We start from the raw sequence: 15,583 nt of genomic DNA, 5'->3' as shown, positions 1-15,583 counted from the left end.
TTGTCCTTTTTGATCATTTGTGAATTTAGCGCAAGATAATCAAATATAAAGACTTGTGGCTTAAGAATCAATTTTGTTTTAAATATAAAGTAATAATCATATTAAAGAGCCTCTGAAGTTAATATTATAAAGACCAGATCTGATGCTTTTATAATCTGTAACCAGATATTTGGCAATCATCCCCCATTTCTTTAATGTGGGAGCTTTGGCAATTTCAAAACTTCTGCGCATTCTTTTGATATGTATTTTTGTTTCCCTGGGAATTGCATTTTCAGTTTGTGACCACTGATCAACTTCCTTCCAAAGCAGTGCCCTTGAGAAGGCAGGGTCAATTACACGCATATCTACTTTAGTGATCCTGTTATTTTCATGTACCCCTCTCATGGCAACGGCTTTGTCTATGCTTCCGGGATAAAGATCAAGATAATAGGACAGGCGGAAAAGAAATTCGGTGTCCTCATGAAGCCGCAAATGGCTTTTGAACAAAGTTTTCATTTTTTTCATTAAGGATTCTCTGCGTATTGTTAGTGTATCAATACTGAAAAGACCGAAACTCCCCAGCATATGAAGCTGGCCAGGAAAAACATCTTTTGCCTTATACTTTTTATAAACGGTGGTCAGGCGATCTCCATATAGCGGATAGTATTGTTGTTTAGCTTTTTCAGAATAATAATGAACACCAAGAGCTCCGTACACTCCTTCAACCTTTGGATTTTTGAACAATTCCCTTTCTGCATCAAATCGATTGGGCAGGAAATAATCGTCTGCATCAAGAAAGGCTACAAAATCTCCGGTTGCTTTTTCTATTCCCAGGTTTCTGCTTGAGCTAGCACCGTGATTTTCTTTATCCGGGTGTTGATAAAGTTTTACTCTATCATGCTTTTCAGCTAGTTGCTGACATATTTGTAATGCGTTATCCGGTGATTTATCTTCAATCAGAATGATTTCAATTACTTCATCGAATTGAAGAACAGATTCAACTGCCTGATAAATAAATTTCTCTGCATTATACACGGGAATAATTACTGATATCCTCATTTCCATTTCTCCTTTGTCAATAAATTAGAATTATTTTGTGTTTTACTAAGTACCTTTTGAAAAACGAAATTTAAGCTTTTAATTTTAGTTTCACAATTATAAATTTCCTTTTATTGTGAAATATTCATTAATATATTTTATGCCTTCATTTTTAGTTTTAAATACTTCGTTATCTTTTTTTCTACAAAATGGTAAAGGAATGCGGCCAGTGCAATGACAACAATTATTTTTAGGATAAAATAGGGAATGTTGAGGTATCCGTCAACTTTAAACCTTCTGAAAAGGATTTCAACGAAAGGGTGGGAAAGGTATAAGGAGTAGGAGATATCCCCTAAAAAGACCAAAAAACGATTTCCCTTGAAGTGGAAAGTATAATCAAAAAGCAAAAATGAAAATACAAATAATGAGACAATCAATAGACTGATAAAAGTACCTGAAGGGATACTATTGAATAACAACAGCAGGAAAGAGATAATTCCTGTTGCAGAAATGAGAATAGCCCATTTCTTATGGATTGTTACCTTGCTCAGTAGCAATGCAAATAATATTCCTACTACAAAATATAGATTTAACGGGCTTGTAACCATTTGAAAGTATGCGCTATCAGGCGGATTAAGGACTCCCGCAATGTAAGAGATAATAAAAAAGGCGACAATGAATATATATCTTCTTGCGTAGAACAATAATGAAATTCCGAATATCAGATAGAAGAACATTTCATAATTGAGTGACCAGCCAAGATATAATACCGGAAAAGTATTTTTTTGTGGAAGGAAGAGAATAGAGTGAATGAGTCGGTTTAATCCATCCCCGTGCATGTAACTCATAAGAGATCTTCCAAGAATGATCCATGCAAAGGTCAGTAAAAAATATAACGGTATTATTCTTATAATCCTCCTTTTGAAGAATAAAATAATTTCTTTTAATGTATTGACACTGAAGTCTTTTTTTTGGGTAGTAAAAGCCATGATGAATCCACTGATTACAAAAAAAATATTAACCCCAATACTGCCTTTACTGAATAAAATATCACCAAGGCGAAGATTCTGGAAATTAATATAATCCGCGAAGTGAAAGCAGCATACCAATAATGCTGATATTCCTCTTAGTATTTGAAGGTTATTGAGCTTCATGAGTGAGAATACGTAAAGCGGTATTTGGTCCTTAGGATATCAGAATTTTTAAGAGCGGCTACCAATATGCCTACCATCTTTGAAATTCCTTTTTTTTCTGAAAGTTCAAAGGCCTTTTTCTGTAAATAGATATGCCGGGAAACATCTTTTTCCAAAGGTAAAGGTTTTGACCATTCATATAAAGAAGTCCAGAAAAGGTGTTGTCTTTGGTTGTATTGTGGTGAGTATCTTGCAATCTTTGTTATCCTGTTGTCATCATGTATTCCTCTCATCGCAACTGCCTGATCTATGATACCGGATTTTAAATGACAATGATAGGAGAGTTTAATAATAAAATCTGAATCCTGATGTACACGTAAAATATTATTAAACCTCAAATTGGATTGTTCAAGAGCAGACTTTCTTACCGTTAATGCATTCAGGTGAAAAAATGAACCGAAAGTTTTCGGTGTAAGCCCCAGAAGTCCTCTGAATACTTCTTTCCCTTCTGCTGGATATTGTACAGTAGTTAATGTACTGTCACTAAATTTAGACTGGAATTCCAGTTTCCCTTTTTCGGTAAGATACTCAATGCCTATAGCGCTAAATACTCCATCTATTTTAGGATCGTTTAATAGTGTTTTTTCGGCATCAAATCTATTGGGAAGGTAGTAATCATCTGCGTCCAAAAAAGTAATGAAATTCCCGGTAGCCTTTTCAATCCCCAGATTTCTTGAAGCTGCTGCCCCATGATTTTCTTTATCCGGATGCTGAAAAAGAAGAACCCTTGAGTTTTCATCAGCTAATTTTTTGCAAATTTCCAGTGACTGATCAATGGATTTATCTTCAACTAAAATAATTTCTTTAACTTCTTCAAATTGTAAAGCTGATTGTACTGATTTTTCTAAAAACTCAGCAGCGTTATATACCGGGATGATGACAGAAATATCAAGCATTATAGTACAGATTTATTATTATGAGCCCAAAGAGCAAGTTGCAGCAAATTCCAGTGTTTATGATCTTTGTTTAGAAATTTCTGCGTAGCATCAAAATCAATATAACCGAAAACTTTTTGATTCGGATCTTTAAGCAGATCGTTGGAAAGTCTTATAAGATTGTCTTCTTCAAACCAGCTTTTAACACTGATTCCAAAACCTTGTTTTCGACGGCCTCTGATTGTATCTGTCCAATAAGATCCCATAGATTCGCGAAGAATGATTTTATCGTTTTCATTTGTAAGTTTAAGCTGATCCGGAAGTTGAATGCAAAATTCTGCAAAATCAATATCCAGAAAAGGAGTTCTTACTTCTAACGAGTTGGCCATGGCCATTCTGTCTGATTTTACCATCATATTTCCGGGAACATAATTCTCCAGATCAACCCTCATAATGTCGTTTAACGAATCGGGATCAGGGGTAAAACTGTAACCTTGCTGATAATTTGTTGAACATCCCAACATCATACGTTCATCCTTATTGAAATCATTTCTCACTGAATTCAAATGGAAATCAAGGATGGAATCATATTTTAAATTTTGTTGGGTAACGAAAGAAACCGTTTTTGCTCTTTTATAAAGATTAAGCCCGAACCTTGCAATAATATTTTTATAACTGAAATGATTTTTCATCATATTTTCCACGGTATAAAAATGATATCCGCCGAATAGCTCATCTCCAACATCTCCGGAAAGGGCTACGGTAAGATTTTTCCTTGCATTTTTACAGATTTCATAATGAGGAAGGTAAGAGGTATCTGCAAAAGGTTCGTCAAAGAAAGGAGAAACATGTAATAATGATTCAGCCAGATCCTTTTTCTGCTCGTGGACTTCTATATGATTTGTTTTGTATTTATCGGCAATCTCTTTAGCATATTTGAGCTCACTGTCTTTGTGGTCATAGCCAAAACTGATCGTGGTCTGATGAGGTAAGAATTCATCCACCAAAGCAACCACAGATGATGAATCTAAACCGCCACTGAGAAAGCTTCCTACCTGCACATCTGCAATAAGTTGCTTTTTAACGGCATTTTTCAGAAGATACATAAATTCTTCTTTGGCATCGGAAAGACTGATTACCCTGTCTTTTGCCGGTAAACTGTAGTAGCGTGAGACATTTACTTTACCTTCTTTCCAGATCAATTGGTGGGCGGGTGGTAAAGTATGTATATTGCTGTAAATACTCTGATAAGTACTTACATATCCATATTGAAGGTAGTTGGATATCGCTTCAGGGTTTACTGCCGGCCGGATTAACCCGGAAGCCAGAATAGCTTTGATTTCTGAAGCAAAAATAAACTCATTATTATTTCCTATGGCATAATAGAATGGTTTTTCCCCAAAACGATCTCTTGCGCAGAATAATTGCTGTTTACGATCATCCCAGAGGGCAAAAGCAAACATTCCCGGAAGGTCATGGATGAGGTTTTCCTGTTTTCTCTGATACATGGCAAGAATAACCTCCGTATCTGAATCTCCGTGATAAGGATATTCCGCATATTGTCTTTTGAGGTCCTGGTATCCGTAGATTTCTCCATTAAGGACAATACATTCATTTTTTGTATTAGAGAACATAGGCTGTTTCCCATTTTCAGAAAGGTCTATAATGGAAAGCCTGCGATGGCCTAATGCAGCATTGTCATAGAATTCAAAGTCTGAAGAATCAGGGCCACGATGGATCAGGGAATCTGTCATTTTTTTGATTTCCGCCTGATAATTTCTTGCGTTGTTACTTATAATTCCTGCTATTCCGCACATATGCTTTTATTTTTCATCATTAATTTTCTCATTTTGTATAGGCTAATTTACGATAGATTAAGGAAAGTAGGGCCTGTTTGAATCAGTTGATTGCGTAAATCGGTCAACCTTCCTCCTTCGTGGGAAATTTTTTTGTATTTTTTAGATAGCTGTTTATATTGACTGAAATTGCCCGTCAGAAAATTTTTGAGCATGCTTTGTTTAAGTGCTTTCTTTTCCAGGTTCAATCCATTGGGTAAATTGGGGTTCATGGCATTCACTTCTACCCGCACATTTTCAAATTTTGTAAAATCTATTTTGTGTAAAGATTGTACTCCATCATGTACGACTTTACTGCCCGGAACAAGCAGTACTTTCTTTTGGTGAAAATGAATACGGTTTACATACTCATCATCTTCTCCGTAATGGAAAAAATAAGGATTAAACCCACCCACGGTTTCTATTGTTTTTCTGGGAAGCAACCAATGGGCAGCATTAACGAAATGAATTTCATAATAAGGTTTCAGTGTCTGAAAATACAGGTCCGAAATCAGTCTTGTCTTTTCATAGTTTTTGGCAATATACTGGTCTAAAAAAATATCCAGAAATTTTTCTGAACCATCTATATGAAAAGGGCTGATGATTCCAATTTCATCTTTTTCGGGATGCTGGGCATAGATATCAAGCATTTTTTCCAGGCTGTCTTCGTAGAGCCAGGCATCCTGATTCATCAGGTAGAAGAATTCCGCGCCATTTTTATATGCTTTTTCAATTCCTATATTATTGGCTTTCCCGAATCCTAAATTGCTTTCAGACTGGATAAAACTCACTTCAGGAAATTCATTTTTGATATATTCCTGTGTCCCGTCAGTAGAACCATTATCAATCACAATGCATTGTACCGGAACTGAAGATTTTCTTAAGCTGGTAAAGCATCTTTCAGCCCATTTCATGGCATTGTAAGTAACAATAATAATATGAACGTCAGGCATTGTAAAAAGTTTAATTGTATAGGGTTAAATTATCTTGTAAAAGTATATTTTATCGTTTTTAACAGTTGTTTGATCGCTGTACCTGTATTTCCGGAAATACTAAGGCGTTCAAAAATTGTCGCGTAGAGCTTTCCGTTGAATAGGGGAGAAACAAACTCCTTTTCATAATAATACTTGTTGATAAGCTGATCCAGTGTACTTAAAATTTGCTGATCTGCCCTTTTATCACTATTGATTCGTTTGATATTCTTAAAAAGATCAATAGAAGTACGGTATTGCTTTTCAGTCTCTAATGAGCTGAAAACACCTCCACTGTGAAGCCTGTAGACGCCTACAATTTTATTAAAGCTTCTTCCTTTTCCAAATTCCAGGGCATGATAAAAATAATACAGGTCTCTGTAATTGGGATAAACATCTATCCATTTACTATCAATACAGTCTTTTCTGATCAGATAAGTAAAGGTTTGGGTAGGACGCTGTACAAAAAAGCTGTCCTGTGTATAATCAATATACTCCTTTCCTTGAAACATATGATCTTTTCCGTCCTCTGTCAATGTATTTTCATCCTGATGAAACAGTAAATTTCTGGCAGTCACCATAACATATTCCCGGTTTTTTTCAAGAAAATCATATTGAAACTGTAATTTTTCATGATCAGTCCAGTAGTCATCACCTTCACAGTAGGCTACATATTTTCCTTTTGCCTGTGCAAATGCAAATCTTTGGTTTTCAACAAATCCGATGTTGGTCTTATGATTAAAATATCGGATAATGTCGGGATACTGAGCAGCATATTCGGCAATAACACGATCAGATTCATCTGGCGAGTTGTCATTGCAAATGATCAGTTCAAACGGAAAGTTTGTTTTTTGGGAAAGCACACCTTCAATCGCCTCCTTGAGATAAGGCGCGTGATTATAAGTGAGCATGATGACTGATATTTCTGGCTTCATTGGTTAGTAATGAAATCTGTTAATAGAGGGAACGATATCCTGAGGTTTCAAATTTATTAATTCCTGAGGATTATTTTTAAGATCCTGATAGGTATAAGGAATAAACTTTCTGAAAAAACAGGTGTCCAGCTCCACATTTATGGGTAAGTTATACTTTTTTTGAACAATTCCGAGGCCATTATCTGTGTCACAAACAAAGACACCCGGATTTTGTAGATGTTTTTTAGTGTATACACCACAAACACTGTTGGTGCCAATCTCAAGATACCTTTTAAGATTACCCTTTTGTATTATACTGTTAATAAGACGGAGTTTGTTCATTTGTGTAAATTTGGATTACTATTTCATCATTGAAATTATTGCGATATATTGAGAAAAGCAGTTCCTTTATTTTTAATGATGGACCTGGAGTTTATGATTTCATTAAATCTGGCCTTTTGATACTGGTATTCTTTCAAAGTATCAGAAGCAGCAGAAAATTGCAGTTTGAGAGCTTGCTTTATCATTTTAGGGATAAAATCTCTGTTGAGTACTTTCGAGTCGAAAGGAAGTGCCGGATCCAGATATCGTTGTTCCCTTTGTACTCTCAGGGCATTAATATGACTGGTTTTCTGGAAATCCTGTTTGCCGTCATGTACCACTTTGCTTGCCGGACATACAATGATTTTCTTCCTGAAAAATGAAATACGCTGTACATATTCATAATCTTCAGAATAATGAAAAAAATAAGGATTAAAGCCCCCGATTTCTTCAATCGTCGCTTTGGGAAGCAGCCAGTGGGCGGCATTCACAAAGTCTATATCATAATAATCTTTCAGGGTACCATTAAAGCTGTCTGAAAATATTCTGTTGGTCTGGGTGTTTCTTGCCAGATACCGTTCGAAAAAGATATCGAGCTTTTTCTCGCTACCGTCCATGTGTATTGGGCTTAAAATTCCAAGCTCGCTTTTATCGGGGTATGCGTCGTAGACATCCAATAGTTTCCGGAAACTGTCCGGGTAAATCCATGCGTCCTGATTCATCAGGTAGAAGAAATCTGCTCCTTCTTTATAAGCTTTTTCTATCCCGGCATTGTTCGCTTTTCCAAAACCCAGATTTTGTGGGGATTGAATAAAATCGACTTCGGGAAAGTGTTTTTTGATATATTCCTGAGTGCCATCTGTTGATCCGTTATCTACTACTATACATTGTACGGGAACAGAAGAGGTTCTTAAACTTGAAAAACATCTTTCTGCCCATTTCATGGCATTATAGGTAACAATAATCACATGAATAGTCGTCATCTTAAATATACTTTCGGGTTAACGTTTCCAGATATTTTTCAGGACTCATCCCTGAGAAAAAGGCGTGAATTTCTTTTTCAAAATCGACTTTGTAGAAGTCACCTTCATTTACCTCTGAATAACAGGCTTTTTGATGGGTTTCATTTTCAATAGCGCCGATAATTTCTTTTAAATCAAAATTATAAGGAAAAGAAAAATTGATCACTTTATTAGGAAGATGCAGGCAATAAGATTCTAAAAATTTAGAAATATCCTCTATATCCAACAATAACCTTCGGGCTTTGGTATGCACAGTAAACTGGTTTGAATGCGCAATCTGATTTTTAAGAAAATTGAATAAAGTATTAGGATTTCCTCCGTTTCCTACAATATTTCCAATTCTTAAAATTAAATAATGATCAATATTATTCTTTATATACTCCTCTATATTCTTCTTGTAAATAACATAAGGACTATTTTGTTTGGATTGGTCATGAATACTTAATGTAGAAAAATAGATGATTTTTTTTTCTCTATGTTGCTCATATGTAGTTTTTAGAAGAGAAAACTCTCTTTCGAATTCGGAATCTTTGGTTTCCAGAGAGTTTGAAACACCCGAAGCAAAGAATACATAATCCTTTGAATCAATTCCTGTTAATGAGTTCGCAATAAGTCCGTTTCCTATAATCATATTTTATTAAACGATTTTAGATAAATTTTAATTCTTTGTGTTCTGTTTTTTATTGATACTTCTTGCGTACCTTATATAGTTATAATATTTTTTTATGATTTCCCGATGATCATTAAAATTAAGTTTTTTGGGATAAAATTTTAATGTTAGAAATATGTTTTTTTGACTAACAGGATAATATTCAAAAAAATTATACAAAAAGCCTAAAAATATTTTCTTTTCAGTTTCTGGATCTATTTCTTTTTGAAAATCAGATCCTATACTTTCCCTTACTTTGATATTGGCATCCAGCCAGTTTTTATCCAGCTTTCCACCAGAGAAATGTTGAATCAGGATATCATCAACTACATAATTCTGATGTTTTTTAGAAACTCTTAAACTAAAATCAAGATCGTAGCCGTGAAAGCCTTTCAATAGTTCCTCGTTGAATTTAAATTGATTAAAATTTTCTTTTTTAATTCCTAAAAAAACTCCGTCAACGGCAAAAACTTTATTTCTGTTTTCCTTAGTTGTTTGAATTGGGAAATATTGTGTGTCCTCTTTATTTCCCTGTAAAATATTTACAAAATTATACTTCTCTGCAACAGTCCAGCTTGATGGCGCAGAAGGGACATAAGATGATCCTGCTAGTCCTATAATCCCAGTGTTTTTCTGACTTAAATGATTGATGAGCTTATTTCCCCAATCTTCATTTTTGAATAAAATGTCTTCATGGATAAAAAGCAAATAATCAAAATTAGCTTTTCCTGCACCTTTGTTATAAGCTTCACAGATTCCCATTAATCCCGGATTGTCAATTTTTATAATTTCATAAGGCACACCAATAGTTTCTTCAATATTTTTCTCGAGTGCAGAAAAGTAATGGGGAAGGTATGATGAAATAATAATCGAAATCATTTAATTAATTTATAAGACCATCAATAATTTGGAAAATCTCGGATGTAAGCTTGCCTTCAGAATATTCGTTTTCCAGCCTGTTCTGAATTTTCAACCCATAATTTTCTCTTAATTCGTTGTTTTGTAAAAGTTTTACTATTTCTGAAGCCATTATATCAAGGTCAAGATAAGGCGCTAAAACGCCGAAACCGTTTTCAAGAAATTCTACAGCGCCCCCACTATTTTCAAATGCAACGATTGGTTTCTTCAACTTAGCGGCAGTAAGCATCACCAATGGAAATGGATCCTCTCTGGATAAGAGTAGAAAAATATCAAATATATTTATATAATCATTGGGAAACTTGTTGTGATCCACATAAATGATTTTATCCAAAACCCCCAACTTCTCAGCATCTAATTTTGAACATTTTACCGGACCGATGCTTGAAGAACCTCCAAGATTAATAAACTTAAAATTAATATCTGTTTTATCTGCAATTTTTTTGACAAGAAGCGGAACTAAATCTGTTCCCTTTCTTAATTCCTGAGAACTTGCTATTCCCATAATAATGTCAGATTCCGGGATGTTGAGTTCTTTTTTTATTTGAATCTGATTTTTTTGAATCTCAATTTTTTCATCAACAAACGAATGGATAGCCTTTACTTTTTTAGGATCTGCTTTGTATCTATTGATAAGATTATTTGCTACAGCATTAGACCCTGCAATAATCATCGAAACGTTTGATATGTTTTCTACAATAAAATCCGGTGAATAGGCACTTTCAATCCCAAAAGTAAGCTCATGGATTGCTACAACGGTAGGAATGTTCTTTTTATAAAAAGGTATCGTCCAGATTAATGTTTCAGCAGTGTTTGCATAAACAAGATCGTAGTTATTTTGAAGAAGTCTCCCTGTTATTTTTTCAATTTGTTCTTCTCTGCTTTCTGTTTTTGGAAAAAAAGCATTTTGGATTTTTTTGAAGTTTCGGTTTACAAAAGGTAAAGACTGGTTGTAATAGTTGGCAACCATAATCTTACTATCAGAAAGTTTGGCAAAGTCTTCATACAGCTGACCTGGCCTTAATAATAAGACATCAATTTTGTAGTTTTTTCTTTCTTGTCTAAGTTTTTTCAAGACACTTAAAACAAGAATTGGAGCTCCTGATAAGGATGCTTCATGGGATATTAATAATATTTTTTTTGTTTCACTCATTTTGCAAAGATTCTGATATTAAATTTTGACTGTTTTTCATAATAGTATTTGATGGAATAGACTTGTGTATTACACATCCTGCACCAATGATACAATTGTCGCCGATCTCAACACCTTTTAATATAACAGCATTGCTTCCAACCCAGCAGTTTTTTCCAATTTTTATTGCCCCTGTTTTAAATGCTGTCTTATCAACAAAAAAATCAGGATTAAATCCATATTTGTGATTATGATCGTATAATTTTACTCCTTCTCCAAATATTGTGTTGTCTCCAATAGTAATTGTATCAATACAGTTTATAGACGAGTAATTGTTAAAGAAAACTCCGTTTCCAATAATGAGATTTGCCCCCGGAAGAACTGAAATACGACAATAGTCCCTTACAAAAAAGGTTTCACCAATCGTAATATTTCCAAATTCACCTTCATTTCCTTTAAAAATATGTACATCCTGAGGTGCGAAAGTATGATGAATATTAATATTAGGTAATGCTGTAAAACGCCACCACATCTTCTGTTTCTCTTGTTTCTGAAGATCAAATATAAGAGAAGTTATTTTTTTATTGATGTAATTTTTTATTTTTTGGAACATTGAAATCGATTTATTTCTTTAGCCTCATTTTTTTTAAAAGCTTGATATTTAACATTTTTAAAAGATAACTAAAAGATGTTATACTTTCGAGATAGTTATAATCTTTAACTTTTATCTCTAAAGATCTTTTTTCGTCGAAAGGTCTTAAAAGTGCTTTTTGAAAATTAGTATATTGTACTTTCAGATTATCAGAAACTTCTTTAGCACTTTTAAAATGGTGCAATAAAAATTTTAGAGAAAACATTGTGTTTATAATCTGATCTACTGTGTTTTGTGTACTCCATATACCGCTTCCGACTCTGTATACAGCCATTTCTTCAGGGAAATATTTTATAAGACCATAAGATGCATTCAATAAATGCAAAGGATAATCTCCGATCGGAGAATATTTCATCCATTCAGGAAGTTTCTCAAAATTTTTTCTAAATAAAACGGAAACAGTAATAATGAAATTTTCTTTTGATAAATCTTCTAATGTGTATGTTTTTTCTTCGTTTGGATTAGAGTATGTGAATTTTTCTTCTTTCGTGGTTAGCTCTTTAATCTTATGAAAACTAAGACTATATTCAGGATTTCTTTCTAGAAAGTCAACTTGTTTTTGAAGTTTTAGAGGATTGATCCAATAATCGTCACCTTCACAAATTGCAATATATTTTCCGGAACAGTTTTCATAAATCGTATTTTGATTATCTATGGCTCCAATATTATTAGGGTGAAGTAAAAGTTTAAATTTTCCAGGATATAGATTTTGATAGCCAAGTAATATTTCTCGGGAATTATCTTTTGAGCAGTCTTCGCCTACAACAATATCATAATTGAAATTTGTTTTTTGCTCTAATAAACTATCAAGACAATCTTTTAAAAATTGTGCGTGATTATATACCATTACAAATATACTTACAGTAGGATTTTTAAGTTCACAAAGCTGTAACGACATTTTAATATCATCAGAGTTCTCCTCAATAACTACAAAATTATTTCTTTTATAAGATTTTACGGCGGCAATATTTTCTGGCTTTACATGTAGATTTATTTCAGAAAGTTTCAATACTTCCTTGGCATAATAAAGTATTTGATATGTTGCTAATTGAGAAATTCCTTTCCCCCAAAAGTTTTTATTACCTATGAAAATATGAAATTCAGCAGTAGTATTTTCAATATTTGTAAGCTGTACATTTCCTACATATTGGTTATCGCATAAAATGGCAAATCTTTTACTTTTTTCGTCCTTTAGAATCCGATCAATCCACTCTGATTCTATTTCCTGAGTAATTTCTCTATCGGGACGGGAACCTGTAAATTTCCAAACTTCAGGATCGTTTCTCCAATGATATGAAGTAAGAGCATCTTCTTTTACAAGAGGTCTTATTAAAACATTATACATATTCTAAAATTTTTTTCATATCATTAACGGAATATCTTTGGTCTACGGGTATTGCAATAATCTCCTTTGTTAAAGCGTAAGAGTTATGCTCTTCGCGGCTCCACTCCAGAACATTGGGCCAGTAAGTAGCACAATAGATACGATTACTGATAAGCTTTTGTCTGAGTTTTGTATCAAGCGTTCTAAAGGGATATACCATAGGGACGCATTTTTCGTCGAGGTCAATTGGCAAAAGATTCTTTTCTTTTAGTATTTCATGTAAGAACAGAAAATTTTCTTTCCTTTTTTTCCTGATATATTCAAAATCTATCCCGGATAGAATTTTTTTAGTAAGCGTTGATATTGCTTTTATAGACTGATTTTCTATAGAATTATCATTTTCCGTGAAATCATTATACCCTTCCTCGGCAGAGAGGTCTATCCTTTTTAAGAGATGGCTCATTCTATCGTAGCTTACATCTTTTTCAAGAACTAAATCGAGCTGTTTGTCGGTATATAAATAGCCTCCATCTGCGACTCCAAAAAACTTTCTTGGAGAATAAAATGTATCAATACCTTGTATTACAGGCGAAAAAAAAGCTTGGGCATTATCTAAAATCAAATTTTTGGTTATTTTTTCTGCTAATTTTTCAATAAACTTTTCTTTGATTCCAAAGTAGTTCGTGTATAAAAAAGCTTCCGAATCTTTTATGGAAGAATAATCAAAAAGTGGTTCTAAATTAAAATCTATATCATAGAACTCATATGAAATATTTAATTTCTTAATTGGTTGTAAAAGTACATCACATGTATAGTATGGAATATAAATTTTTGTGTAAGCTTTTACTCTAAGAATATATTCCAAACAATTTCTCGCTGAATTTAATTCTATAGCGTCTTCTCCAAAATAACATGTTTTGTTATTTGGAAGTTCAAGCTCAAAATAACCACCTATTGCTTTTGTATCCATTTATATTAATTCAAGCTGGTTTAACATATCTTTTATTTCTTCTATAGAATTGAACATTAAAATATCAATAATAGATAACCAAGGTACAAAATCATGATTAAATTGTAGATAATCCACTTTTTGAGTCTTTAAAAAAAGTAAATTGATATCATGTTTGTTAAAATATTCTTTAGTATACAATTCTTGTCCTCCAATGGGATTGATATAAGTGACCGCATTTTCTTTTTTACAAATATCAATAAGTCTTTCTTCTCTGGACAATTCTACATTATGATAGATTTCAGATGTCTTTTCAATTTTTGTAGTAATACCAAGATAATTGCAGGTTTCTACAAGACTCAGATAAATTAAATCACTTATTTTGTCATAATCATCAAAAGATTTTTTTAAAATTGAAATGACAATATCATAGTTTGGAGCTTTTTTATAAGCCAACTCAAGTGTTTTGAAAAATTTATCTTTCCATTTAATAAAAAGAACCTTATTAATTTCTATTTCATTGATTTTTTTAAATGAACTTGCGTCTTTCAACGGGATAGAAAATAAATGACTTTTTCCGTTAAGAAGAATGTTATTTCTATTGATCCAGCCTTGTTTTATATAATTTACATCATCATAGATAATAAATTTATCAACAGCATTGATGAGTTGAAAATATCCAATATAAGGCATGAAATATGGTTGCATGACAGCGATTCTCATACTAATCGTTGTTTTGTATTCTCAGCATTAATCTGGCAATTAATTCTATTTCTTCAAATGTTAGATCATAATAAAAAGGAAGGCATAGAGCTCTTTTAGCAATGTCTTCAGTTATAGGAAGTTCCAGTTTTGGTAAGTAAGGTAATGCTGAAGCCAGACTCGGATAGAAATATCTTCTGGTAAAGATTTCCTGTTTATCCATTTCTGTTTTTAATTTTAAAAGTAATTCTTCACTTTCTAATATAATAGGATAATATGCATGATTATCATTAGCCTGAATGTGCCATGCAGGTTTAAAATGTTTTAATCCTTTAAGCTTTTTATCATAAAGTTCAGCCAAAGCCTTTCTTTTATCATGTATTTTAGAAATGTATTTCAAATTTACAAGCCCCATTGCAGCATGAAACTCAGAGTTTTTACCATTAAGACCTAATTCTGAAAAAGAATCAAACCCGGAAATTCCAAAGTTTCTGATAAAGGCTAGTTTTTTTAACAAATCGGGATCTTTTGTTATTACTAAACCGCCTTCAACGGTATGATAAAGCTTAGTAGCATGAAGGGAGCAGGTAGAAATATCACCGTATTCAAAAATTGATCTGCCATTTACTTCTACACCAAATGCGTGGGCTGCGTCATAAATAACTTTAAGATTGTGCTTTTTGGCAATAGCCTCTATTGTAACAACATCGCAAGGGTTTCCATATACATGAGTAGCAAGAATTGCACTAGTTTTTTCTGTAATTGCTTCTTCTATCTTTTTAGCATCAATGCATAAACTATTGGGGTCTATATCTACAAAAACGGGTGTGCATCCTTCCCAAACAATAGTGCTGGTGGTAGCAATAAAAGAAAATGGAGTAGTAATGACTTCACCTGAAATTTCCAATGCTTTTATGGCCATTTGAATCGCAATAGTACCATTCGTTACAAACAGTAGGTGATTAAGTTTTAAGTGATCTTTAAGCTCCATTTCCAGCTGGCTCGCTAAAGGCCCCATATTAGTAAGCCAGTTTCTTTTCCAGATACCGTCTAAATATTTTTGAAATTCTTCCTGTGGAGGAAGAAAAGGTTGTGTTACTGGAATCATA

General features: G+C 33.3%; 16 protein-coding genes. All 16 read right to left on the bottom strand.

Features of this window, described 5'->3' with window-relative positions; all coding sequences use genetic code 11:
* Positions 1-96 precede the first annotated feature (96 nt).
* The 16 genes from C1631_RS16705 to C1631_RS16630 all read right to left on the bottom strand — a co-directional run bounded on the left by C1631_RS16705 (position 97) and on the right by C1631_RS16630 (position 15,582).
* Entirely contained in the window at positions 97-1,038 is a 942-nt protein-coding gene (locus tag C1631_RS16705) for a glycosyltransferase family 2 protein (RefSeq protein ID WP_103247462.1), read from the bottom strand.
* A gap of 137 nt (positions 1,039-1,175) precedes the next feature.
* Positions 1,176-2,171: an acyltransferase family protein gene (locus tag C1631_RS16700; RefSeq protein WP_103247455.1), complete on the bottom strand. Its 996-nt coding sequence runs from the start codon at positions 2,169-2,171 to the stop codon at positions 1,176-1,178.
* Complete coding sequence (locus tag C1631_RS16695) at positions 2,168-3,106, bottom strand: glycosyltransferase family 2 protein (RefSeq protein ID WP_103247456.1); 939 nt, start codon at positions 3,104-3,106, stop codon at positions 2,168-2,170. The genes C1631_RS16700 and C1631_RS16695 overlap by 4 nt, the downstream gene beginning before the upstream one ends.
* The gene (gene asnB, locus C1631_RS16690; RefSeq protein WP_109713472.1) at positions 3,106-4,902 is read right to left on the bottom strand and encodes an asparagine synthase (glutamine-hydrolyzing); all 1,797 of its coding nucleotides are present in this window, start codon (positions 4,900-4,902) and stop codon (positions 3,106-3,108) included. Before asnB ends, C1631_RS16695 begins: the two co-directional genes overlap by 1 nt.
* A gap of 47 nt (positions 4,903-4,949) precedes the next feature.
* Positions 4,950-5,873 (bottom strand): glycosyltransferase family 2 protein, encoded by a 924-nt coding sequence (locus C1631_RS16685; RefSeq protein ID WP_103247457.1) that lies wholly within the window; start codon positions 5,871-5,873, stop codon positions 4,950-4,952.
* Between the two features lie 29 nt (positions 5,874-5,902).
* Positions 5,903-6,826 carry a glycosyltransferase family 2 protein gene (locus tag C1631_RS16680; RefSeq protein WP_103247458.1) on the bottom strand — a complete coding sequence of 308 codons (924 nt, stop codon included), beginning with the start codon at positions 6,824-6,826 and terminating at the stop codon, positions 5,903-5,905.
* A 3-nt stretch (positions 6,827-6,829) separates the two neighbouring features.
* Positions 6,830-7,147, bottom strand: a complete 318-nt coding sequence (locus C1631_RS16675) for a hypothetical protein (protein ID WP_103247459.1) — start codon at positions 7,145-7,147, stop codon at positions 6,830-6,832.
* Between the two features lie 35 nt (positions 7,148-7,182).
* Positions 7,183-8,109 carry a glycosyltransferase family 2 protein gene (locus tag C1631_RS16670; protein WP_103247460.1) on the bottom strand — a complete coding sequence of 309 codons (927 nt, stop codon included), beginning with the start codon at positions 8,107-8,109 and terminating at the stop codon, positions 7,183-7,185.
* Position 8,110: 1 nt separating this feature from the next.
* Entirely contained in the window at positions 8,111-8,779 is a 669-nt protein-coding gene (locus tag C1631_RS16665) for an NAD-dependent epimerase/dehydratase family protein (protein ID WP_103247461.1), read from the bottom strand.
* 27 nt (positions 8,780-8,806) lie between these two features.
* Positions 8,807-9,676, bottom strand: a complete 870-nt coding sequence (locus tag C1631_RS16660; protein ID WP_109713470.1) for a glycosyltransferase — start codon at positions 9,674-9,676, stop codon at positions 8,807-8,809.
* Positions 9,677-9,680: 4 nt separating this feature from the next.
* A complete protein-coding gene (locus tag C1631_RS16655) occupies positions 9,681-10,868 on the bottom strand; it encodes a glycosyltransferase family 4 protein (RefSeq protein ID WP_103248371.1) in 1,188 nt (395 codons plus the stop codon).
* Positions 10,861-11,460: an acyltransferase gene (locus C1631_RS16650; RefSeq protein WP_103248370.1), complete on the bottom strand. Its 600-nt coding sequence runs from the start codon at positions 11,458-11,460 to the stop codon at positions 10,861-10,863. Before C1631_RS16650 ends, C1631_RS16655 begins: the two co-directional genes overlap by 8 nt.
* 10 nt (positions 11,461-11,470) lie before the next feature.
* Entirely contained in the window at positions 11,471-12,844 is a 1,374-nt protein-coding gene (locus C1631_RS16645) for a GNAT family N-acetyltransferase (protein WP_103248369.1), read from the bottom strand.
* A complete protein-coding gene (locus tag C1631_RS16640) occupies positions 12,837-13,793 on the bottom strand; it encodes a hypothetical protein (protein WP_103248368.1) in 957 nt (318 codons plus the stop codon). Before C1631_RS16640 ends, C1631_RS16645 begins: the two co-directional genes overlap by 8 nt.
* Positions 13,794-14,495 (bottom strand): WbqC family protein, encoded by a 702-nt coding sequence (locus tag C1631_RS16635; protein WP_109713468.1) that lies wholly within the window; start codon positions 14,493-14,495, stop codon positions 13,794-13,796. It lies immediately after the preceding gene.
* A gap of 1 nt (position 14,496) precedes the next feature.
* Complete coding sequence (locus C1631_RS16630; RefSeq protein WP_109713466.1) at positions 14,497-15,582, bottom strand: DegT/DnrJ/EryC1/StrS family aminotransferase; 1,086 nt, start codon at positions 15,580-15,582, stop codon at positions 14,497-14,499.
* Position 15,583 lies beyond the last annotated feature (1 nt).

Source organism: Chryseobacterium phosphatilyticum, from assembly GCF_002899825.2.
In the GTDB taxonomy this organism is placed as follows: Bacteria; Bacteroidota; Bacteroidia; order Flavobacteriales; family Weeksellaceae; genus Chryseobacterium; species Chryseobacterium phosphatilyticum.
This window is presented reverse-complemented; position numbering and strand designations above follow the sequence as displayed.

Excerpts from the sequence above, each read along its gene's own strand:
- C1631_RS16705 (WP_103247462.1), bottom strand. The coding sequence starts at position 1,038 with ATGAGGATATCAGTAATTATTCCCGTGTATAATGCAGAGAAATTTATT.
- C1631_RS16700 (WP_103247455.1), bottom strand. The coding sequence starts at position 2,171 with ATGAAGCTCAATAACCTTCAAATACTAAGAGGAATATCAGCATTATTG.
- C1631_RS16695 (WP_103247456.1), bottom strand. The coding sequence starts at position 3,106 with ATGCTTGATATTTCTGTCATCATCCCGGTATATAACGCTGCTGAGTTT.
- asnB (WP_109713472.1), bottom strand. The coding sequence starts at position 4,902 with ATGTGCGGAATAGCAGGAATTATAAGTAACAACGCAAGAAATTATCAG.
- C1631_RS16685 (WP_103247457.1), bottom strand. The coding sequence starts at position 5,873 with ATGCCTGACGTTCATATTATTATTGTTACTTACAATGCCATGAAATGG.
- C1631_RS16680 (WP_103247458.1), bottom strand. The coding sequence starts at position 6,826 with ATGAAGCCAGAAATATCAGTCATCATGCTCACTTATAATCACGCGCCT.
- C1631_RS16675 (WP_103247459.1), bottom strand. The coding sequence starts at position 7,147 with ATGAACAAACTCCGTCTTATTAACAGTATAATACAAAAGGGTAATCTT.
- C1631_RS16670 (WP_103247460.1), bottom strand. The coding sequence starts at position 8,109 with ATGACGACTATTCATGTGATTATTGTTACCTATAATGCCATGAAATGG.
- C1631_RS16665 (WP_103247461.1), bottom strand. The coding sequence starts at position 8,779 with ATGATTATAGGAAACGGACTTATTGCGAACTCATTAACAGGAATTGAT.
- C1631_RS16660 (WP_109713470.1), bottom strand. The coding sequence starts at position 9,676 with ATGATTTCGATTATTATTTCATCATACCTTCCCCATTACTTTTCTGCA.
- C1631_RS16655 (WP_103248371.1), bottom strand. The coding sequence starts at position 10,868 with ATGAGTGAAACAAAAAAAATATTATTAATATCCCATGAAGCATCCTTA.
- C1631_RS16650 (WP_103248370.1), bottom strand. The coding sequence starts at position 11,460 with ATGTTCCAAAAAATAAAAAATTACATCAATAAAAAAATAACTTCTCTT.
- C1631_RS16645 (WP_103248369.1), bottom strand. The coding sequence starts at position 12,844 with ATGTATAATGTTTTAATAAGACCTCTTGTAAAAGAAGATGCTCTTACT.
- C1631_RS16640 (WP_103248368.1), bottom strand. The coding sequence starts at position 13,793 with ATGGATACAAAAGCAATAGGTGGTTATTTTGAGCTTGAACTTCCAAAT.
- C1631_RS16635 (WP_109713468.1), bottom strand. The coding sequence starts at position 14,495 with ATGAGAATCGCTGTCATGCAACCATATTTCATGCCTTATATTGGATAT.
- C1631_RS16630 (WP_109713466.1), bottom strand. The coding sequence starts at position 15,582 with ATGATTCCAGTAACACAACCTTTTCTTCCTCCACAGGAAGAATTTCAA.